Origin of the sequence: Xanthomonas sp. 3498 (assembly GCF_014199795.1) — a bacterium.
Lineage (GTDB): Bacteria > Pseudomonadota > Gammaproteobacteria > Xanthomonadales > Xanthomonadaceae > Xanthomonas_A > Xanthomonas_A rydalmerensis.
Genome location: NZ_JACHOH010000003.1, coordinates 172,007 through 190,537 on the forward strand (window position 1 = coordinate 172,007; position 18,531 = coordinate 190,537).

Genomic DNA, 18,531 nt, shown 5'->3' on the forward strand with positions numbered 1-18,531 from the left:
TAAGGACTGCCGGGGCCGCTGTCAAACCGTCCCGGACCCGTCCCTGCATCGCCTTGCCGGTCCGCGCCGGCCGCCGCAGACTGCCGGCCCCGGCCCACCGCTGCCTGCCCACCGCCGATGCCACCGCTGATCCTGGCTTCCACTTCCACCTACCGCCGCGAGCTGCTGCAGCGGCTGCGCCTGCCCTTCGACTGCGCCCGCCCGCAGGTCGACGAGACTCCGCTGCCCGGCGAGACGCCGCTGGCGCTGGCGCAGCGGCTGGCGGCGGCCAAGGCCGCGGCGGTCGCGGCCACCGCCGGGGAGGCCTGGGTGATCGGCTCGGACCAGGTCGCCGAACTGGACGGCCAACCGCTGGGCAAGCCCGGCGACGTGGCCGCGGCGCACGCACAGCTGGCGGCCATGTCCGGGCGCAGCGTGCGCTTCCACACCGCCGTGTGCCTGCAGCGCGGTGGACGCACGCTGCAGGCCTGCGACCTCACTGAAGTGCAGTTCCGCGACCTGCAGGCCGAGGCCATCGCCCGCTACGTCGCCGCCGAACGGCCGCTGGACTGCGCCGGCAGCTTCAAGTGCGAAGGCCTGGGCATCAGCCTGTTCCGCGCGATCCACAGCCAGGACCCGACCGCGCTGATCGGCCTGCCGTTGATCGCGCTGTCCGAGCTGCTGCGCGAGGCCGGTTACACCCTGCCCTAGCTCACTGCAACCGGCACCACTGATACGGGAAGCGCGCCTGCCCGACCCAGGACGGGTAGATCCGGCAGGACCCCGGCTGCAGCGCCAGGCCGTAGCGCGCCAGTTGCTGCTCGGCCAGCGCCTGGGTCTGCCGGTCCGCGGCGGCGACATCCACAGCCCGTTCCGGCAGCAGCACCCAGCGGCAGCGGCCGGCGTCCACGGCCACGCCGGCACGCACCGGGCGGTGCGCCAGGCGCCGCATCAGCGCGCAGTCGGGGCCGCGATCCAGGCCCAGGCGCGCGGCCACGGCATTGAGCCGCCGCAGGCGCTCGACATTGCGATCCACCTCGGCCGGCAACAGCGCATAGCCCTGCCCGCGCGCCGCCAGCATCGCCCGTACCCGCGCGGCGTAGGCCGGCGTTTCCGGAAAATTGGAGGCGACCGAGGCATACGCCGCCTGCTCCGGCAGGAACGGAATGCGCCAGGACTCCGGCGCATCGCCGACCAGCAGCACCAGGCTGCGCTCGGGCTGCGGCATGGGCGGCGCCTGCACCCGGAACGCCTGGCGCGCCCAGCGCTCGTGGCCCCACTCGCCCCAGCCATACAGCGCAAAGGCCGCACAGGCGATCAGGGTCCAGCGCGCCGCCGGGGCGGCGATGCGCGCCGGCAGCAGCCGCCGCAGCCCCACCCACAGCAGCAGCGGCGCCAGCAGCTCCGGCACCACCAGATAGCGCTGGATGCTGAAGGCCGCCTGCCAGGCGAGGAAGGCCACCAGCACGAACACCAGCACCGCACGCCAGGCCGGCGCGACCACCTCCGCCGGCGCGGAGGCGCGCGGACGCCGCAGCGCCCAGCGCAGCAACGCGACCAGGCCCAGCAGATACAGCAGCGGCCACACCAGTTGCCGCAGGCGCACCTCGCTGACCCGGTTCGGCGCCAGCGAGAACTGCAGCGGCCAGGTCAGCCATTCCCACAGCGTCTTCGGCAACCAACGCGTGTCGCTGACCGCCACCGGCTGCGCCAGCGGCGCCAGGAAGTGGCTGTTGAACTGCGGGAACAGCGGATTGCCGAAGGTCTGCCAGACCCGCAGCAGCCAGGGCCCGGCCAGCAGCGCGAAGCTGAGCAGCGTCACCGCGGTCAGCACCGCGGCACCACCGAGGCGCTGCCGTGGGCGCCCGCCGGCGACCAGCGCGGCCACGCCCAGGGCCAGCGCAAACAGGGCATTGGTCAGTTTGCAGGCCATCGCCAGCCCGAGCAGGGCACCGGCCAGCGTCCACCAGCCCAGCGCCACGCCCTGCCCCGCGGCCTGCTGGCGGCGTTGCGCATGCAGTGCGGCGAGCAGCGCGCCCAGCACCGGCAGGGCGCTGGTGTTGTCGGCCATGGTGCCGGCGAACTCGGACAGGAACGCGGCGCTGCACAGGCCGGCCAACGCCAGCCACGGCACCAGCCGCGCGCGATCCAGCCGCGGGTCCAGCACCTGCCAGACGATGCCGGCCAGCAGCAGGAACGCCAGCGCATGCAGCACGCCCATCGCGAACCCGGCCAGCGGCGCAGGCAGGCCGACGAACAGCGCGTAATGCAGCACGTCCAGCAGCGGATTGAAGTAGCTCTGCATCTGCGCCGGCGCCAGGTCGATGCCGAGGCGGCCGTGCAGTGCGGCGTAGCCGTTGTACAGGTGGTAGTTGCGCAGGTCCCAGTTGGCGTCCTGGCCCAGCCACAGCGACAACAGCCCGCCGAGCAGCGCCACCGCCACGCCCGCCGCGATCACGTTGCCGCGGCTGTGGAAGGCGAAGCGGCGATCCAGCGCGGCCAGCAGGCGCTGGCGGCGCGTCGGGCGCGGCACTTCCGCCGCAGCAGCCATGCCCACACTCATGCGCCGTCACCCCGCTGCGTACCCTGCACGTCTGCCGCCGGCCAGGCCGGGATCGCCAGGTAGGCCAGGCGCTTGGCCTCGATGCGGCCGCGCGTGACCGTGTCCAGGATCAGCCCGCAGGCCAGCAGCAGCACGCCGAGCAACACCAGCGCCGAGCACAGGATCGCGGTGGGGAAGCGCGGCACCAGGCCGGTCTGCCAATAGGTCTGCAGCAACGGCACCGCCAGCGCCAGCGCCAGCAGCACGCAGGCACCGAAGCCCAGTGAGAAGAACAACAGCGGCCGCTCGGCCTTGAACAGGCGCAGGATGGTCAACAGGATGCGGGTACCGTCGTGCCAGGTGCGCAGCTTGCTCTGCGATCCTTCCGGACGCGCGCCATAGGCGGTGTCCACTTCCGCCACCGGCATGCGCAGCTGCAATGCGTGCACCGCCAGTTCGGTCTCGGTCTCGAAGCCGGCGGCGTGCGCGGGGAACGACTTCACGTAGCGCCGCGAGAACACCCGGTAGCCGGACAGCATGTCGTCGAAGCTGCGGCCGAACAGGAAGCCCACGCAGCGGGTCAGCAGCACGTTGCCGGTGCGATGGCCGGCGCGGTAGGCCGCCGCCGCGTCGCTGCGGCGCGCCCCGACCACCATGTCCAGCCCGTCGCGCAGCAGGCGCTCGACCAGCGCCGGCGCCATCGCCGCATCGTAGGTCGCATCGCCGTCGACCAGCACGTACACGTCGGCCTCGATGTCGGCGAACAGGCGCCGCACCACGTTGCCCTTGCCCTGCAGCGCGACCTCGCGCACCACCGCGCCGGCCGCACGCGCCCGGGCGATGGTGGCGTCGCTGGAGTTGTTGTCGAACACGTGGATGTGCGCGCCGGGCAGATGCGTGGCGAAATCGGCCACGACCTGGCCGATGGTGGCCGCTTCGTTGTGGCACGGCACCAGCACCGCGATCCGCGGCGCGGCCGCGGGGCGGTCGGAGGGGGAACTGGACATGGGCGGCGTGCGGTCCTGCGCGACGGCGTGGAAAGGCGCGTCATTCTAGGGCGGATCACCACTCCCCGAGCACGTCGCGCCGCGGTTGCGCCTGCCTGTGGCGAGACGCAGGAGGACGTAGACGTCAGCCCAGGGCCGAACGATGGCGCGGCCACGGGCGCGCAACCCCGGCATTCGGGTTTGGCATGGCAGGCGCGCCGCCAAACCAAACACTGCATCCTCAGGGAGCGACCAGACGCCCTCGCTCAGCGCGGGCGCAACACGATCGGTTGCTCCCACCAGTCTTCGACGCTGCCGTCGCGGCCGTGCAGGCGCAGGCCCAGCCAGTGCGTGCCCGGCGCCAGGCCGCTGGCATCGACGGTGGCGCTGAAGCCGATGTTCGGATGGCCGGGATCGGTGGAGATCTTCCAGAACTTGGTGACGTCGTAGAACGCGCCGTAGTGCGCCTGCGCCGCGACCTTGCCGTCGAGCAGCACCTCGATCCGGTCGAGCCCCACTCCATCCTTGAACGCCCAGCCGGAGACGTCGAAGCGGTGGCCGACCGTGGCATCCACGTCGGGGGTGTTGAACCAGGCCATCGCCGGCGTGGTGCAGGGGCCGGTCGCGCGCTGCGCCGGCAACGCGAACAGCAGGAAGCGCTGGCTGCCGTGGTCGCTGGACACCACGCGCGGCGGCGGCAGCGGACCGACCAGGGCGCAGACCACGTGGTAGCGCTGCAGCAGCAGCCGGTATTTCATGTCGCTGGGCGAGAGCACCAGCAACCGCGGACCGTCGCGGTGGCCGTCGCTGAGCAGCCCCCACTGCTGCAGCTGCGCGCTGCGCCCGTGCTTGTCGTTCAAGGGATGCGGCAGCACCTGGATGTTCGGGTCGCGCAGTTCGAAGCCGAGTTCGGCGCCGACCTTGAAGTTGTCCGCCAGCACTTTGGTACCGGCCGGCATCGCTGCCAGCTCGCGACGCACCGCGCTGGCCAGCGGTCGCCAGCCGGCGAAGTTGCGCGGGTAGTACTTGTCGCCGGCGGCGTGCTCGCGCACCGCCGGCGTCGACACCGCCAGGTAGTAGCCGAACGCGCCGACCAGGCCCAGCCCGGCCAGCAGCCAGGTGGCGCGGCGCAGCGGCTTGCTCCAGCCGTTGAGGATCACCGGCGTGGCGATCAGCAGCGCCAGATAGCCCGGCAGCGGCCAGTGGAAGCTGACCCGCTCGGCATCGGTGAAGAACCCGAGCAGGAAGATGCCCAGGGTGGACACGCCACCGAGCAGGCCGAAATAGCGCCACTGCACGCGCGTGCCGCTGCTGCCGCCGCGCGTTGCCATCAGCGCCACCTTGGTCATCGCCACCGCCAGCAGTGGCGTGACCAGCAGCAACTGGATCAGCAGGAAGGCGATGCCGGCCGGCTGGAAACTCCAGGGATGGCGATCGACCAGCTGGAACTTGAGACCGGCCTCGCCGTTGTCCGCATTCCAGGCCAGCAGCGGCAGCCAGGCGACCATGCCCAGCGCCAACGCCACCCACACCTGCGGATCGCGCAGCATGCGCCGGCCCTGCGGGATCAGCAGCAGCGCGATCGCGCCGACGCCGATCACGCCGACGAAGCGGTAATGGCTCAGCGCGCCGATGCTCAGGCCCAGCGCCAGCTCCACCGCGCTCATCGCCTCGGACTGGCGCAGCAGCCGCGCCGTGGCGTCGAGGCACAGGATGGTCGCCAGCGCCATCGGCACGTCCGGCAGCGCCAGGATGCCCAGGGTGCCGGACAGCGGCATCAGCAAGGCCAGGCTGCCGGCGCGCCAGCCCGCCACCGCGCCGAACCAGCGCGTGGCGATGCGCGCGATCAGCCATGGCAGGGCCGCGCCCAGCAGCAGGAACGGCGCGCGCAGCGCCAGCAGGTGATCGCCGCCGAGCGCCACGCCCAGCCGCGCCAGCCACGCGGTCAGCCCGGGCAGATCCGAATAGGCCAGCGCCAGATGCTGGCCTTCCTGCCAGTAGAACGCCTCGTCGACGAACAACGGCAGGCGCGCGGCGACCAGCAGTTTGGCGGCGGTGACGAGCGTCCACAGCACGATGAAGACGCTGCGTGCACGTTGTTCCCCTTGCATTGCCCGTACACTCCCTGAAACCGTTGCGAGACTGCGATGCCTACTCCGCTCCGCTTGCCGGAAATGCTAACCGATACGTTGCGCGAGGCGCTCACACGCGCCCAGCAGCAGGTCAATTCGCTGGTCCTGGGCAAGCCGCAGCAGGTGCGCATGGCCTTTGTCGCCCTGCTGTCCGGCGGACATCTGCTGATCGAGGACCTGCCCGGCCTGGGCAAGACCACGCTGGCGCATGCGCTGGCGGCGAGCCTGGGGCTGGGCTTCCAGCGCGTGCAATTCACCTCCGACCTGTTGCCGGCCGATGTGCTCGGCGTGTCGGTGTACGACGCGCAGTCGCGCCAGTTCCAGTTCCACCCGGGGCCGGTGTTCACCCACGTGCTGCTCGCCGACGAGATCAACCGCGCGCCGCCGCGCACCCAGAGCGCGCTGCTGGAAGCGATGGCCGAACAGCAGGTCACCCTCGACGGCACCACCCATCCGCTGCCGTCGCCGTTCTTCGTCATCGCCACGCAAAACCCGGTGGACCTGTCCGGCACCTTTCCTCTGCCCGACTCGCAACTGGACCGTTTCCTGCTGCGCCTGGCCCTGGGCTATCCCAACGCCGAGGCCGAACGCGCGCTGCTCAGCGGCAGCGACCGCCGCGACCTGATCGCGCAGGCGCAGCCGCTGCTCGGCGAGGCCGACATGGCCACCCTGCGCCAGGGCGTGGAGCAGATCCATGCCAGCGAGGCGCTGGTCGGCTACGTGCAGGCGCTGCTGGCGCGCAGCCGCCAGCACCCCGGCGTGCGTGTGGGCCTGTCGCCGCGCGCCGGCATCGCCCTGCTGCGTGCGGCCAAGGCGCATGCACTGCTGCTCGGGCGCGGCCACGTGCTGCCCGACGACGTGCAGGCGCTGTTCGTGGCCGTCGCCGAACACCGCCTGGTGGCCGAGCAGGAATCGGCCTCCGGCCAGGCCCTGGCCAAGGCGATCCTGCACAGCGTCGCGGTGGACTGACGCCGATGCCGGGCGGGCGGCGCGACTGGCGGCAGCGACTGGCGCAGTTGGCCGCGCCGCGCGCGCCGGAAGCCCTGCCGATGCAGTTGGACCGGCGACGCATCTATATCCTGCCGACGCCGTTCGGCGGCTTCATGGCGCTGCTGCTGGCGGCGATGTTGCTCGGCGCGCTGAACTACAACAACAACCCGGCGCTGCTGCTGGCGATGCTGCTCGGCGCAGCGGCGATGGCCAGCGCCATCGTCGCCCACCTGCAGTTGTCCGGGCTGCGCCTGGAGGCGCTGTCGGCCGAGCCGGTCGCCGCCGGTCAGCCGCTGCGCCTGCGGCTGGCGCTGGCCACCGCCGACGGCCGCCGCCGGCGCGGCCTGCGCGTGCGCCACGGCACCGCGCACACCTATCTGGACCTGCACCGCGACGACCGCAACGAGGCCGACCTGGAGGTGCCCACCGAGCGCCGCGGCTGGCTCGACCTGCAGCGCATCCAGGTCTCCACCACCCAGCCGCTGGGCCTGCTGCGCGCCTGGGCCTGGTTCTGGCCGGACACCCCGCTGCTGGTCTACCCGCAACCGGAAGCCGATGGCCCGCCACTGCCGGCCGGCGCCGGCACCCCGACCCAGACCCGGCTGCACGCGCTCGGCGAGGAATTGCACCAGTTGCGTCCCTACCGCGCCGGCGACGCGCCGCGGGCGATCGCCTGGAAGCACTCGGCGCGCCGCGACACCCTGCTGGTGCGCGAGTACGAACGCCCGATCGGGGTGGACGTGGTGCTGGACTGGCGCACGCTGCCGGCCTTGCCGCACGAACGCCGCATCGCGCGGCTGGCGCGCTGGGTCGAGGACGCCGAACGCGACGGTCGCCGCTACCGCCTGCTGTTGCCGGGGCAGCCGGCGCTGGGGCCGGGCCGCGGCCCGCAGCACCGGCATCTGTGCCTGCGCGCGCTGGCGCTGCTGCCGCATGGCTGAGCCGCGCTCGCCCGCGTTGCACGCCGCCAGCCGCGCCTGGGCACTGGGCGCGGCGCTGCTGGCCTTGCTGCCGCTGCTGCTGCAGTTGCCCGGCACGCTGGCCTGGCTGATCGCCCTGTCGGCGCTGCTGATCGGCGCCAGTTCGGCGTGGCGTCCGATGCCGGCACTGCTGCGCCTGGCCCTGGTCGCGGTGATGCTCGCAGCGTTGTACTGGCAGGTCGGCCTGCGCTTCGGCCGCGATACCGGCTGCGCGCTGCTGGCGGCGATGCTGGCGATCAAGCCCTCGGAACTGAAGAGCCTGCGCGATGCGCGCAGCCTGCTCGGCTTCGCCCTGTTCGCGCCGTTCGCCGCCTTCCTGCTCGACCAGGGCCCGGTGACGATGGCGCTGGGGCTGGCCGCGGTGATCGCGGCGCTGCTGTGCATGCAGCGCCTGGCCGATCAGGAAGGACACAGCGCACGCCGCCCGCTGCGCGGACAACTGCGCGGCGTCGGCCGTCTGCTGGCGCTGGGCCTGCCGCTGGCGCTGGCCGCGTTCTGGCTGTTCCCGCGACTGGGCTCGCCGCTGTGGGGCGTTCCGGAGCGCGCCATGGGCCGTCCCGGCCTGTCGGACACGATGAGCCCGGGGCAATGGCTGGACCTGATGGCCGACGACACCCCGGCGCTGCGCGTGCAGTTCTTCGGCCCGGTGCCGGCACCGGCGCAGCGCTACTGGCGCGGCCCGGTGCTGTGGGATTTCGACGGCCGCACCTGGCGCGCGCAGCGCGGCAACGCCTGGGCGCCGGCACCGGCGGTACAGTTCGCGCCGGGCGGCTGGGACTACCAACTCGAAGTGGAGCCGACCGACCGCCGGCAACTGGTCGCGCTGGACCTGCCGCTGCAGGCGCCGGCCGGCACCCGGCTCAGCGCCGACGCCGTGCTGCAGACCGAGCGCCCGCTCAGCGCGCTGACCCGCTGGCGGCTGCGCTCGGCGCCGCCGCAGCGAGTCGAGGCCGATCTCGACCCGGCGCAGCGGCAACGCGCACTGGCGCTGCCGCCGGGCTACAACCCGCGTACCCTGGCGCTGGCCCGGCAATGGCGGCAGCAGGCCGGTGCCGACGACGCGGCGATCGTCGCCCGCGCCCTGCAATGGATCCGCCGCGACTTCGCCTACACCCTGCAGACGCCGCTGCCCGGCCGCGACGGCGTGGACGAGTTCCTGTTCCGGCAGAAGGCCGGGTTCTGCGAACACTTCAGCTCGGCCTTCGTGGTGCTGATGCGCGGCGCCGGCATTCCCGCGCGCGTGGTCACCGGCTATGCCGGCGGCACCCGCAACCCGTTCGGCGACTACTGGGTGGTACGACGCATGGACGCGCACGCCTGGGCCGAGGTGTGGCTGCCGCAACGCGGCTGGGTGCGCGTGGACCCGACCGCGGCAGTGGCGCCGGAACGCATCTACGACACCCTGGAGGACCGGCTGGGCAACGGCGCCGGCGCCCAGGGCGGCAACGCCGACTGGCGCTTGCGCGACCTCGCCGACTGGGCGCGGCGCGGCTGGAACGACCTGGTGCTGTCCTTCGACGCCAACCGCCAGCAGCGCCTGCTCAGCCAGTTCGGCGTGGCGAAGTTGGAGCCCGGCCAGCTGGTGGCGCTGTTCGCCGGGTTGGCGGCCCTGCTGCTGGGTGCGATGGCCTGGTGGCTGGCCCGCGGCGAGCGCGAGCGCGATCCCTTGCTGCGTGCCTGGCGCGGCCTGAGCCGGCGCTACGCCAAGCGCGGCCAGGGCCGCGCGCCGCACGAACCGGCATTGGCGTGGGCCGCGCGCGTGCAGCAGGAAACCGGCGATGCGACGCTGATTCCGCTCAGCCGGCGTTTCGCCGATGCGCGCTACGCTGGCGCTGATTCGGACAGCGCTTCATTGTTGCGCGACCTGCGCAGGCACCGTCCGCCCACTGGAGCATCCCGATGAAGATTCGCCTGCTGTTCCCCGTGATCGCTGCGTTGGCGCTCGGCGCCTGCGCCACCGCTCCCAAGCCACTGCAAGGCCAGTTCGCGCCGGTCAGCCCGCGCGATTCGGTCGCCGGCCACCAGGCCGGCGCGCCGGTGCGATGGGGCGGCAAGATCATCAAGACCACGCCCGGCCAGGGCCAGACCTGCTTCCAGATGCTGTCGCGCCCGCTCAATGCCAGCGGCCGTCCGGACAGCAGCTCGGCCGACGCCAGCGATGGCCGCTTCATCGCCTGCCGCGCCGGCTTCTACGACCCAGCGGTGTTCGAGCCCGGCCGCGAAGTGACCTTCATCGGCCATGTGTCCGGCTACGACAACACCCGCATCGGCGAGTACGACTACCGCCTGCCGAAGATGGACGCGGACGTGGTCTACCTGTGGCCGGTGGTGCGCCAGGTCGAAGTGGTGCCCGCCTACCCGTACGGCCCGTGGGGCCCGGGCTGGGGCCCGTGGGGTCCGCGCTGGGGCTGGTGGTAAGCCTGCCGCATTCACCGCAACGAAGAACGCCGCTGATCCAGCGGCGTTTTTTTATGCCTGCCGGTTGGCGCCAGCCGCGCGACTCAGGGCGTGCCGAAGCGACCCAGCGGCGCGCCGGCGAGCAGATGCAGGTGCAGATGGAATACGGTCTGCCCGGCGTGCTCGCGGCAGTTGATCACCACCCGGTAGCCGTCCTGGGCCAGGCCCTGCTCGCGCGCATAGCTGGCCGCGGCCAGCACCAGCCGGCCGACCAGAGTCGCCTGCTCCGGCGCCAGGTCGTCCAGGGTCGGAATCTCCACCTGCTTGGGGATGAAGAGCACATGCACCGGCGCCTGCGGCGCGATGTCCTTGAAGCCGAGCACGGCGTCGTCCTCGTAGACGATGCTGGCGGGAATTTCGCGACGGATGATCTTGCCGAAGATGGTGTCCATGGAGCGCGCCCGGAACGAAAGAAGGGGCCGTCGTTATAGCCCAATTCGGCGTTGCGCCGCAGCCGCGTGCGGCGGTTACTCGCCGGCGCCGGCGCGCGGCACTTCGCTGCGGCTGCCGAAGGCATGCGACAGCGTGCCGCGATCCACGTACTCCAGCTCCCCGCCCAGCGGCAGGCCCTGCGCCAGGCGGCTCGGCCGCACGCCGTGCTGGCGCGCCAGTTGCGCCAGGTAATGCGCGGTGGCCTCGCCTTCGACCGTGGAGTTGGTGGCGATGATCAGTTCGGCGACCTCGCCCTGCGCCAGCCGCGCGGCCAGCCGATCCAGGCCCAGCTCGCGCGGCCCGATGCCATCCAGCGGCGACAGCCTGCCCTGCAGGATGAAGTACAGGCCGCGGTAGCCGGTGGCGTGCTCGATCGCCAGCCGGTCGGCCGGCGATTCCACCGCGCACAGCTGCTGGCGGTCGCGGGCGGGACTGGCGCAGATCGCACAGAGTTCGGTCTCGCTGAAATCGCGGCACTGCGCGCAATGGCCGATGCGCTCGATCGCCTCGTGCAACCGCTCGGCCAGGCGCTGCCCGCCTTCGCGCTCGCGCTCGAGCACGTGATAGGCCATGCGCTGCGCGGTCTTCTGGCCGACGCCAGGCAGCACGCGGAACGCATCGATCAGTTGTTCGAGCAGCGGCGAGCTCATTGCGGTTGGGGATTCGGGATTGGGGATTCGGATGGCAACGGACGGTCGGCAACCAAAGCGTTGTCACGCGATCCGATGGAAACGTGGAGATTTCCGTAGGAGCGGCCTCAGCCGCGACAGGCGTTCCTGGAAAGCCCGTCGCGGCTGAAGCCGCTCCTACGAAGGCAATTCACCGAAGCAGGAGGGGCAGCGCGCTCGCGAGAAACCACGAATCCCGAATCCCCACTCCCGAATCCAGGGCCCTCAGAAAGGCAGCTTCATGCCCGGCGGGATCGGCATGCCGGCGGTGGCCGCGCCCATGCGCGCCTTGGACTCGGCATCGATCTTGTTGGAGGCGTCGTTGAAGGCGGCGGCGATCAGATCCTCGGCCATTTCCTGGTCGGCCAGGATGCTCGGATCGATCCGCACCTTGCGGCACTCCTTGGCGCCGGTCAGGGTCACGGTGACCATGCCGCCGCCGGCGCTGCCGGTGACTTCGAGCTGGGCCAGTTCTTCCTGGGCGCGCTGCAGGTTTTCCTGCATCTTCTGCGCCTGTTGCATCAGTTGGGCGATATTGCCGCGCATCGTGGTTCACTCATCGTAGGGACGGATGGAATCGGGAACGACCCGCGCGCCTTGCTGCTGGATCAGCGCCTGCACCGCCGGGTCGTTCATGAACGCGGTTTCGGCCGCGTTCTGGCGCTCGCCGCGTTGCCGGTGCGAGCGCTCGTGCAGGGTTTCGGCATCGACTGCGATGCCGCTTTCGATGACGATCTTCGGCCGCTGCCCCAGCGCATCGGCCAGGGCCGCCGCCAGTTCGCCGAGCGAGCGCTCGGACTGCAGGTACTCGAAGCCCGGCGACAGCGACAGCCGCAGCATGCCCTCGGCATGGCTGACGAAGGCGGCATTGGCGGCGAGCTGCCGCGACGGACCATTCAGGCCGCAATCGGCGACCAGTTCCAGCCAGTCCTCGGCGCTGTGCAGGGCGCGTGGCAGGTCGGACACGGCGGCGTGCGTCCGTGGCGTCTGCGCCAGCGGCGGCACCATCGCCATCTCCGGTTCGGCGGCCGCGGCCGGGGCGACCGCTGGCGCCGGTACCGTGACTGGCGCGGACGGCGCAGGGCGTGCCACCGGCGGCGCCGGCGGATCCCACGGCGGATCCAGCGGGGCCGCCGCCGCACTGGGCGCCGCCGCCGCGGGCGCAGCGGGGACCGGTGCCGACACGGCGACGACGGGCGCCGCCGGGACAGCGGCAGCCACCGCTGCAGGTGCTGCCATCGCCGCAGCAGGCGCACTGGCCGCGGCCGCCGACGCATTGCCGTGCCCTTGCGCAGCCGCACTGGTCGCGGTGCCGGCCGGCAGCGCCGCGGCGCCCATCGGACGGAACGCCAGCATGCGCAGCAACGCCATCTCGAAGCCGGCGCGCGGGCTCGGCGCCAGATACAGGTCGCGACGACCGTTCAGCGCCATCTGGTACCACAACTGCACGATCTCCGGCCGCAGGCGCTCGGCCAACGGGGCCGGATCCAGGCCGTCCAGCGCGGGCGTGGCGGCGCCCGGCACCAGTTGCCGCACCTGGATACGGTGCAAGGCCTCGGCCAGCGCCTCCAGTACCCCACCCCAGTCGGGCGAGAACTCGGCCAGGCCGGCCACCACCTGCAGCAGCCGCTGCCCGTCGGCATCGGCCAGCGCGTCCAGCATCGCCCCGACCTGGGTGCGGTCGACCGTGCCCAGCATCGTCCGCACGACGTCGTCGCGCAGCGCACCGCCGGCGTAGGCGATGGCCTGGTCGAGCAGCGACAGGCCGTCGCGCAGGCTGCCGTCGGCGGCCTTGGCCAGTTGCACGATCGCCGAGGCATCCACCTCGATCTGCTCGGCGGCCAGGATCTTGGTCATCTGCCCCTGGATCTGCTCCTCGTCCAGGCGCTTGAGGTTGAACTGCAGGCAGCGCGACAGCACCGTCACCGGCAGCTTCTGCGGGTCGGTGGTGGCGAGCAGGAACTTCACGTGTTCCGGCGGCTCTTCCAGGGTCTTCAGCAGCGCGTTGAACGCCGCCTTGGAGAGCATGTGCACTTCGTCGATCAGGTAGACCTTGAACTTGCCGCGCGAGGGCATGTACTGCGCGTTCTCGATCACCTCGCGCACGTCGTCCACGCCGGTGTTGGACGCGGCGTCGATCTCCAGCAGGTCGATGTAGCGGCCGGCATCGATGTCCAGGCAGGCCGCACACTGGCCGCACGGGTCGGCGCTGGTGCCCTGCTCGCAGTTCAGCGACTTGGCGAAGATGCGCGCGATCGTGGTCTTGCCGACGCCGCGGGTGCCGGTGAACAGGAACGCGTGGTGCACCCGGCCGCTGTCCAGCGCGTTGGTGAGCGCGCGGACCACATGCTCCTGCCCCACCAACTCGGCGAAACGCTTGGGGCGCCACTTGCGGGCGAGAACGAGATAGGACATCAGGCGACCGTCTTCATCTGAACCACCATTGTGCCACGCCGGGCCACCACGATCGTTCAGTCGCCCGGTCAGCCGCCGTCACGCGCGCGCCGCCTCCGGCGCAGGCTGCCTGCGACGATGAACAGGGCGAAGATGAGCGCAGTTCACGCAACGGCGGTGGTTCGCCTTGTGAACGGCGGCCATGACGGCTAGAATTCCCGCCCTTGCCCGGACCGCATGGCCCGCGCAAGACCCGGAGAGGTGTCCGAGTGGTTGAAGGAGCACGCCTGGAAAGTGTGTAAGCGTCTAAACCGCGCTTCGGGGGTTCGAATCCCCCTCTCTCCGCCAGATTCGAATGCGCTTCCCTCGCAGAGTTGCTTCGCTACTGGCGTAGAACTCAAAGGGAAAGACCGCGCCACTGGCGCGGTTTCGTCTCTATGGTGGCCCCGTCGGCCCCTCGCGACGCTAGGTCGAAAACCCCGCCAGGGCCGGAAGGCAGCAACGGTATCGATCGACGCGGGCGCCGAGGTCAGCCGGCGGGGTTACCACCCCTCTTCTGCAACGCTGCCTGCCGCATGGGCACACATCGCCTGCGCGATGCGTCCTGCCAGACATGAGCATCCTTGCGGTACGCCATGCCTTTCGCCCGCTTCGGGTCCGCTTCGGTTCCCTGGCTAGTCGTTGGCACCGGCCGTGGCGACGGCGCGGAGATCCCCCACGGCGGCAGGATATGCCTGGCGCGGTCAGCCGGTGGGGTTACCACCCTTCTACGACGACGAACGATCAGCCTTGATCGCGCGCCGCTATTCGCGCGACGGCGCCTGCGCCTCCGGATGCAGCCAGCCGGCATCGCCGTCGCGATAACGTTCGCGCTTCCAGATCGGCACGCGTGCCTTGACCTCGTCGATGACGTAGCGGCAAGCATCGAACGCAGCACCGCGGTGCGCGGCGACCACGCCGACCCACACCGCCAGATCGCCGATTGCCAGTTCGCCGATGCGGTGCAAGCAGCGCAGATCGAGGATGTCGAAGCGGGCCAGCGCCTCGTCGACGATGCGCTGGCCCTCGGCCTCGGCCAGCGCGGCGTAGGCCTCGTAGTGCAGGCCGTCGACCGCGCGGCCGTCGTTGTGATCGCGCACCCAGCCTTCGAAGCTGGCGTAGGCGCCGGCCTGGGCGTGCGCCAGCGGGGCGCGCAGCATGGCGATGTCGAGCGGCTGGTCGGCCAGCCGGAAACGCGGTTCGGTGGCCATGGTTCAGCCTCCCGAGACCGGTGGAATGAACACCACTTCGCTGCCGTCGCGCACCGCTTCGTCCCAGCCGACGAAGGCGCCGTCCACCGCCACCCGCAACCGATCCAGCGGCCAGCGCAAGCCATGCCGGGCATCGAGTTCGGCGTACAGCGCGCGCAGGTCGGGCGCATCGGTGCGCACCTGTTCGCGCTCCAGGCCCGCGGCTTCGCGCAAGCTGGCGAAGTACAGCACGGTCACCGAGGCGCTCATGCCACGTTCCCGACGTCGCGCTTGCCGCCACGCTTGCCGACCAGCCGCACCGGACCGATGGTCATCGTGTGGGTCAGCGCCTTGCACATGTCGTAGACAGTCAGCGCGGCGACGCTGGCGCCGGTCAGCGCCTCCATCTCCACGCCGGTGCGGTGCACGGTGCGCACCGTGCACTCGATGCCCAGCACCTGCGGCGAGCGCCAGTCGATGGCGAAGCGGCAGCCGTCGATCGGCAGCGGATGGCAGAACGGAATCAGTTCGTGGGTGCGCTTGACCGCCATCGTGCCGGCGATCACCGCGGTGTCGACGATACCCCCCTTGGCACTGCGCAGCGCATCGGCGCGCAACTGCGCGGCAACGGCAGCGGGAAAGCGCACCTGCGCCTCGGCCACGGCGACGCGCGCGGTGACGGCCTTGGTGGAGACATCGACCATGGTCGGCAGCCCCTGCGGGTCCAGGTGGGTCAGTGCCGGCGCGGCGGCGCGCGCGGACGTGGCGGTGGTCTTCTTGGTCATGGACTGCGCTGCCGCTCCCACGGCGCGATCTTCAGGCACCGCCGGGAATCGGCGTGCCTTGGTGGAACAGCATGCGCCATCGGCCGTCACGGCGCTGCCACAGCGAACTGCGCAGCGCCTGCCGCGGCGGCTCGCCGCCGCTGCGCTCGCTGCGGTAACGCACTTGCGCAAGATCCGGCGCCAGCGACTGCACCTCGATGTCGAAGGCGCGGTAGCGGACGTCGCCCGATTCGGCCGACAGCGTGTGCAGCACCGCCGGCTTGTCGAAGCAACGGCCGGAGGCGCCGAACTCGACGAAGGCCTCGTCGAGCAGTTCGGCCACGCGCGCTGCCGAGGCCCGCACCGCCGGCTCCAGCAACTCCAGTTCCAGCGCGACCAGCGCGCGTTGCACTGCGGCGTCCATCGCTCAACCGCCGATCAGGAACATTTCGACGTGCTTGCCGCGCCTGACCTGCGCGGCACCGCGCAGTTCGCTGTAGCGATCCTCGCGGCGCTCCCACAGCGCGCGCACGCGCTCGGCCAGCGCCTCCTCGCCGCCGGCCAGCGCCGGCCGCAGGTCGGTCCCTTCGCCCGCGAACAGGCAGGTGTAGAGATGGCCATCGGCGGACACGCGGGCGCGGTGGCAATCGCCGCAGAACGGCGTGCTGACCGAGGTCACGAAGCCGATCTCGCCGCCGCCGTCGGCGAAGCCATAGCGCGCGGCGACCTCGCCGGGATAGTGCGGCGCCAGCGCCTGCAGCGGCCAGCGCGCGGCGATGCGGTCGCGCAGTTCGGCGGCCGGCACCACCCGCTCGCGGCGCCAGGCGTTGCAGGTGCCCACGTCCATGTATTCGATGAAGCGCAGCACGTGGCCGCTGCCGCGGAAATGCGCCAGCAAGGGCAGCACCTGATCGTCGTTGATGCCGCGCTGGACCACGCAGTTGAGCTTGACCGGCCCGAACCCGGCCGCGACCGCCGCATCGATGCCCTCCAGCACCTGCGCGATCTCGCCGCGGTCGCCGGACATCTTCCGGAACACCGCCGGCTCGATCGCGTCCAGGCTGACCGTGACCCGGCGCAGACCGGCCTCGCGCAAGGCCTGCGCGTGCCGCGCCAGCAGCGCGCCGTTGGTGGTCATGGCCAGATCGTCCACACCGGGAATGCGCGCCAGCCGCCGCACCAGTTCGGGCAGATCGCGGCGCAGCAGCGGCTCGCCGCCGGTCAGGCGCAGCTTGTTGACACCGTTGCGCACGAAGGCGCGGGCCAGGGTCTCGAGTTGCGCGAACGACAGCCGCGATGCGGCGTCGAACCCGTAATCGTCCGGCACCTTGTCGGCCGGCATGCAGTAGCCACAGCGGAAGTTGCACGCCTCGATCACCGACAGCCGCAGGTCGCGCAACGGTCGCCCGCGCCGGTCCGCCGGCGTCGCCGACGCGAGCGGCAAGCGCGGCAGCGCGTTCATCCCACCGCTACCTGCGGCACCTGCGCGGCGCGCGGCGCGGGCAGCGCCACGCATTCGCCCGGGCGCGCCACGCGGTGCCCGCGCCTGCGCAGGGCTTCGGCATCCTCAGTGCTGGCGTAGTGGTACAGCATGGTCCGTTGCAGCAGCTCGACGGGATACTCCCGCTCCAGATCGTCCACGCCAGTATGCGACGGGTTGCCGTGAAGACCACAGTCGTGGGCCACCAGTTCGCCGTCGTTGGCATACCGGTTCAGCATTTCCGGGATCGGCCGGGTATCCCCGCTCCACACCAGCGCACCCTGCAGGCGCAGGCCGTAGGCGGTCTCCGGCCAGTGGTGGCGCACCGGGAACACCTCCAGGCGCATGCCCTCGTGCCAGAACGCATCGCCCACCGCGATCAGCTGGAACGCATCCCAGAAGTTGGCGCCGCCCTCGGCCAGCACGTTCGGATAGTCGGCCACCCGGCGGTGCAGCAGCGGCACCACCGTCGCCGGCACGTACAACCGCACCTTGCCACGGCGCTCGGAGAAATAGCTGTCCACGAACAACCGCTCGAAGCCAGCGACGTGGTCCAGATGCACATGGGTGACGAACAGCGCCTGCGGCATCGCGCCGTAGTGCGCCTGATAGGCGGTCAGCCCCTCACCGCCGCAGTCGATGGTCAGCCACGGCCGACCATCGCGCTCGATGGTGGCCATCGGCGAGCCCAGCGCCACCGCCGAGGCATTGCCCACGCCCTGGAAGCGCAGCGCCCAGTCGGTCATCAGCAACCGCGCTCCCAGGCCAGGTCGTAGGCGCGGCGCAGGCGCGCATAGTCCTTCTCCACCGCATCGACGCTGCGTTCGCCGCGCAGCTTCAGCAGCGAACGACGCAGCCGCTTGAGGTTGCGCTCGCGCCAGCGGGTGCTGGGAATGCGCAGCACGCCGCGATCGAAATCGATCAGCCAGCCGCGGTTGTTGCCGTCGAACAGGATGTTCTGGGCATTGAGGTCGGCGTGATCGAGGCCGGCGCGATGGAAGCGTGCGATCAGCCGCCCCGCCTCCTCCCACGGCGCGCCGCGGCCGGCGATGCGCGCGCAGTCGGCCAGCGAGCGCACGCCCTCCAACCGCTCCATCAGGATCGCCGCGCGGTAGCGCAGCCCCTGGCGCAGATAGCAGGCCGCCAGCGGTCGCGGCACCGGCAACTTGCGCGCGATCAGCGCGCGCATCAGCCGGAACTCGGCGAAGCTTCGGGTGCGGTCGGCGCCGGTCCACAGGTAGCGGTCGCGGACCAGCTTGGCGACTAGCCCACCGCGGCGGTACTGGCGCAGCACACAACTGCCGAACGGGGCATCGACGAACCAGGCGCCGCCACGGCCGCCGGCATCCACCGGGCGCGCGCGTTCGGCCCAGGCGGCGGCGGAGAACAGCGCCGGTTCGGCTTGCCGCAGCCGCTCGCGGTCGAACAGAATGGCCCCGTAACCGCGGCCCTCGCGGTACGGCGTCAGCGCTTCGGTGGCGTCGAATGCAACCATCCA

General features: G+C 71.6%; 19 protein-coding genes, 1 tRNA gene and 1 other RNA gene. 7 read left to right on the top strand and 14 right to left on the bottom strand.

Annotated features, from left to right (window positions below):
* Nucleotides 1-117: 117 nt before the first annotated feature.
* A complete protein-coding gene (locus GGR66_RS10425) occupies nucleotides 118-690 on the top strand; it encodes a Maf family nucleotide pyrophosphatase (RefSeq protein ID WP_184448224.1) in 573 nt (190 codons plus the stop codon).
* Between the two features lies 1 nt (nucleotide 691).
* Here GGR66_RS10425 and GGR66_RS10430 read toward each other — a convergent pair whose 3' ends face one another.
* The 3 genes from GGR66_RS10430 to GGR66_RS10440 form a co-directional block, all read right to left on the bottom strand.
* A complete protein-coding gene (locus GGR66_RS10430; protein WP_255421663.1) occupies nucleotides 692-2,530 on the bottom strand; it encodes a glycosyltransferase 87 family protein in 1,839 nt (612 codons plus the stop codon).
* 8 nt (nucleotides 2,531-2,538) lie between these two features.
* Nucleotides 2,539-3,528 carry a glycosyltransferase family 2 protein gene (locus GGR66_RS10435; protein WP_184448226.1) on the bottom strand — a complete coding sequence of 330 codons (990 nt, stop codon included), beginning with the start codon at nucleotides 3,526-3,528 and terminating at the stop codon, nucleotides 2,539-2,541.
* A gap of 245 nt (nucleotides 3,529-3,773) precedes the next feature.
* A complete protein-coding gene (locus GGR66_RS10440) occupies nucleotides 3,774-5,618 on the bottom strand; it encodes a glycosyltransferase family 39 protein (RefSeq protein ID WP_184448227.1) in 1,845 nt (614 codons plus the stop codon).
* A 36-nt stretch (nucleotides 5,619-5,654) separates the two neighbouring features.
* On the opposite strand from GGR66_RS10440, the gene GGR66_RS10445 reads away from it, so the two are divergent.
* The 4 genes from GGR66_RS10445 to GGR66_RS10460 are packed head-to-tail and all read left to right on the top strand — an operon-like array spanning nucleotide 5,655 to nucleotide 10,027.
* Nucleotides 5,655-6,608 carry a MoxR family ATPase gene (locus tag GGR66_RS10445; RefSeq protein ID WP_048490150.1) on the top strand — a complete coding sequence of 318 codons (954 nt, stop codon included), beginning with the start codon at nucleotides 5,655-5,657 and terminating at the stop codon, nucleotides 6,606-6,608.
* Nucleotides 6,609-6,613: 5 nt separating this feature from the next.
* The gene (locus tag GGR66_RS10450) at nucleotides 6,614-7,570 is read left to right on the top strand and encodes a DUF58 domain-containing protein (protein WP_184448228.1); all 957 of its coding nucleotides are present in this window, start codon (nucleotides 6,614-6,616) and stop codon (nucleotides 7,568-7,570) included.
* The gene (locus tag GGR66_RS10455) at nucleotides 7,563-9,512 is read left to right on the top strand and encodes a DUF3488 and transglutaminase-like domain-containing protein (RefSeq protein WP_184448229.1); all 1,950 of its coding nucleotides are present in this window, start codon (nucleotides 7,563-7,565) and stop codon (nucleotides 9,510-9,512) included. The genes GGR66_RS10450 and GGR66_RS10455 overlap by 8 nt, the downstream gene beginning before the upstream one ends.
* Nucleotides 9,509-10,027 carry a Slp family lipoprotein gene (locus GGR66_RS10460; RefSeq protein ID WP_184448230.1) on the top strand — a complete coding sequence of 173 codons (519 nt, stop codon included), beginning with the start codon at nucleotides 9,509-9,511 and terminating at the stop codon, nucleotides 10,025-10,027. The genes GGR66_RS10455 and GGR66_RS10460 overlap by 4 nt, the downstream gene beginning before the upstream one ends.
* An 83-nt stretch (nucleotides 10,028-10,110) precedes the next feature.
* On the opposite strand, the gene GGR66_RS10465 is transcribed toward GGR66_RS10460, so the two are convergent.
* The 4 genes from GGR66_RS10465 to dnaX form a co-directional block, all read right to left on the bottom strand.
* Nucleotides 10,111-10,458: a histidine triad nucleotide-binding protein gene (locus tag GGR66_RS10465; protein ID WP_010342491.1), complete on the bottom strand. Its 348-nt coding sequence runs from the start codon at nucleotides 10,456-10,458 to the stop codon at nucleotides 10,111-10,113.
* Nucleotides 10,459-10,533: 75 nt separating this feature from the next.
* Nucleotides 10,534-11,148, bottom strand: a complete 615-nt coding sequence (gene recR, locus GGR66_RS10470; RefSeq protein ID WP_160966221.1) for a recombination mediator RecR — start codon at nucleotides 11,146-11,148, stop codon at nucleotides 10,534-10,536.
* Nucleotides 11,149-11,391: 243 nt separating this feature from the next.
* On the bottom strand, nucleotides 11,392-11,712 hold the full coding sequence (locus GGR66_RS10475; RefSeq protein WP_160966219.1) for a YbaB/EbfC family nucleoid-associated protein: 321 nt from the start codon (nucleotides 11,710-11,712) through the stop codon (nucleotides 11,392-11,394).
* 6 nt (nucleotides 11,713-11,718) lie between these two features.
* The gene (gene dnaX, locus GGR66_RS10480) at nucleotides 11,719-13,581 is read right to left on the bottom strand and encodes a DNA polymerase III subunit gamma/tau (RefSeq protein ID WP_184448231.1); all 1,863 of its coding nucleotides are present in this window, start codon (nucleotides 13,579-13,581) and stop codon (nucleotides 11,719-11,721) included.
* A gap of 234 nt (nucleotides 13,582-13,815) precedes the next feature.
* Here dnaX and GGR66_RS10485 point away from each other — a divergent pair.
* Together GGR66_RS10485 and ffs are read left to right on the top strand one after the other, a co-directional pair.
* Nucleotides 13,816-13,908: transfer RNA gene (locus GGR66_RS10485), tRNA-Ser, on the top strand.
* A gap of 98 nt (nucleotides 13,909-14,006) precedes the next feature.
* An RNA gene (ffs, locus tag GGR66_RS10490) (signal recognition particle sRNA small type) lies at nucleotides 14,007-14,103 on the top strand.
* Nucleotides 14,104-14,363: 260 nt separating this feature from the next.
* On the opposite strand, the gene GGR66_RS10495 is transcribed toward ffs, so the two are convergent.
* The 7 genes from GGR66_RS10495 to GGR66_RS10525 are packed head-to-tail and all read right to left on the bottom strand — an operon-like array spanning nucleotide 14,364 to nucleotide 18,528.
* Nucleotides 14,364-14,810 (bottom strand): molybdenum cofactor biosynthesis protein MoaE, encoded by a 447-nt coding sequence (locus tag GGR66_RS10495; RefSeq protein WP_184448232.1) that lies wholly within the window; start codon nucleotides 14,808-14,810, stop codon nucleotides 14,364-14,366.
* A 3-nt stretch (nucleotides 14,811-14,813) separates the two neighbouring features.
* Nucleotides 14,814-15,059 (bottom strand): MoaD/ThiS family protein, encoded by a 246-nt coding sequence (locus GGR66_RS10500; RefSeq protein ID WP_160966213.1) that lies wholly within the window; start codon nucleotides 15,057-15,059, stop codon nucleotides 14,814-14,816.
* The gene (gene moaC / locus GGR66_RS10505) at nucleotides 15,056-15,574 is read right to left on the bottom strand and encodes a cyclic pyranopterin monophosphate synthase MoaC (protein ID WP_184448233.1); all 519 of its coding nucleotides are present in this window, start codon (nucleotides 15,572-15,574) and stop codon (nucleotides 15,056-15,058) included. Before moaC ends, GGR66_RS10500 begins: the two co-directional genes overlap by 4 nt.
* A 31-nt stretch (nucleotides 15,575-15,605) precedes the next feature.
* On the bottom strand, nucleotides 15,606-15,977 hold the full coding sequence (locus tag GGR66_RS10510) for a nuclear transport factor 2 family protein (protein ID WP_160966209.1): 372 nt from the start codon (nucleotides 15,975-15,977) through the stop codon (nucleotides 15,606-15,608).
* Nucleotides 15,978-15,980: 3 nt separating this feature from the next.
* Nucleotides 15,981-17,015, bottom strand: a complete 1,035-nt coding sequence (moaA, locus tag GGR66_RS10515) for a GTP 3',8-cyclase MoaA (protein WP_160966207.1) — start codon at nucleotides 17,013-17,015, stop codon at nucleotides 15,981-15,983.
* On the bottom strand, nucleotides 17,012-17,779 hold the full coding sequence (locus tag GGR66_RS10520) for an MBL fold metallo-hydrolase (RefSeq protein ID WP_184448234.1): 768 nt from the start codon (nucleotides 17,777-17,779) through the stop codon (nucleotides 17,012-17,014). Before GGR66_RS10520 ends, moaA begins: the two co-directional genes overlap by 4 nt.
* Nucleotides 17,779-18,528 carry a 3-deoxy-D-manno-octulosonic acid kinase gene (locus tag GGR66_RS10525; protein WP_160966203.1) on the bottom strand — a complete coding sequence of 250 codons (750 nt, stop codon included), beginning with the start codon at nucleotides 18,526-18,528 and terminating at the stop codon, nucleotides 17,779-17,781. The genes GGR66_RS10520 and GGR66_RS10525 overlap by 1 nt, the downstream gene beginning before the upstream one ends.
* Nucleotides 18,529-18,531: the final 3 nt, after the last annotated feature.

Excerpts from the sequence above, each read along its gene's own strand:
- GGR66_RS10425 (WP_184448224.1), top strand. The coding sequence starts at position 118 with ATGCCACCGCTGATCCTGGCTTCCACTTCCACCTACCGCCGCGAGCTG.
- GGR66_RS10430 (WP_255421663.1), bottom strand. The coding sequence starts at position 2,530 with ATGGCTGCTGCGGCGGAAGTGCCGCGCCCGACGCGCCGCCAGCGCCTG.
- GGR66_RS10435 (WP_184448226.1), bottom strand. The coding sequence starts at position 3,528 with ATGTCCAGTTCCCCCTCCGACCGCCCCGCGGCCGCGCCGCGGATCGCG.
- GGR66_RS10440 (WP_184448227.1), bottom strand. The coding sequence starts at position 5,618 with ATGCAAGGGGAACAACGTGCACGCAGCGTCTTCATCGTGCTGTGGACG.
- GGR66_RS10445 (WP_048490150.1), top strand. The coding sequence starts at position 5,655 with ATGCCTACTCCGCTCCGCTTGCCGGAAATGCTAACCGATACGTTGCGC.
- GGR66_RS10450 (WP_184448228.1), top strand. The coding sequence starts at position 6,614 with ATGCCGGGCGGGCGGCGCGACTGGCGGCAGCGACTGGCGCAGTTGGCC.
- GGR66_RS10455 (WP_184448229.1), top strand. The coding sequence starts at position 7,563 with ATGGCTGAGCCGCGCTCGCCCGCGTTGCACGCCGCCAGCCGCGCCTGG.
- GGR66_RS10460 (WP_184448230.1), top strand. The coding sequence starts at position 9,509 with ATGAAGATTCGCCTGCTGTTCCCCGTGATCGCTGCGTTGGCGCTCGGC.
- GGR66_RS10465 (WP_010342491.1), bottom strand. The coding sequence starts at position 10,458 with ATGGACACCATCTTCGGCAAGATCATCCGTCGCGAAATTCCCGCCAGC.
- recR (WP_160966221.1), bottom strand. The coding sequence starts at position 11,148 with ATGAGCTCGCCGCTGCTCGAACAACTGATCGATGCGTTCCGCGTGCTG.
- GGR66_RS10475 (WP_160966219.1), bottom strand. The coding sequence starts at position 11,712 with ATGCGCGGCAATATCGCCCAACTGATGCAACAGGCGCAGAAGATGCAG.
- dnaX (WP_184448231.1), bottom strand. The coding sequence starts at position 13,581 with ATGTCCTATCTCGTTCTCGCCCGCAAGTGGCGCCCCAAGCGTTTCGCC.
- GGR66_RS10495 (WP_184448232.1), bottom strand. The coding sequence starts at position 14,810 with ATGGCCACCGAACCGCGTTTCCGGCTGGCCGACCAGCCGCTCGACATC.
- GGR66_RS10500 (WP_160966213.1), bottom strand. The coding sequence starts at position 15,059 with ATGAGCGCCTCGGTGACCGTGCTGTACTTCGCCAGCTTGCGCGAAGCC.
- moaC (WP_184448233.1), bottom strand. The coding sequence starts at position 15,574 with ATGACCAAGAAGACCACCGCCACGTCCGCGCGCGCCGCCGCGCCGGCA.
- GGR66_RS10510 (WP_160966209.1), bottom strand. The coding sequence starts at position 15,977 with ATGGACGCCGCAGTGCAACGCGCGCTGGTCGCGCTGGAACTGGAGTTG.
- moaA (WP_160966207.1), bottom strand. The coding sequence starts at position 17,015 with ATGAACGCGCTGCCGCGCTTGCCGCTCGCGTCGGCGACGCCGGCGGAC.
- GGR66_RS10520 (WP_184448234.1), bottom strand. The coding sequence starts at position 17,779 with ATGACCGACTGGGCGCTGCGCTTCCAGGGCGTGGGCAATGCCTCGGCG.
- GGR66_RS10525 (WP_160966203.1), bottom strand. The coding sequence starts at position 18,528 with ATGGTTGCATTCGACGCCACCGAAGCGCTGACGCCGTACCGCGAGGGC.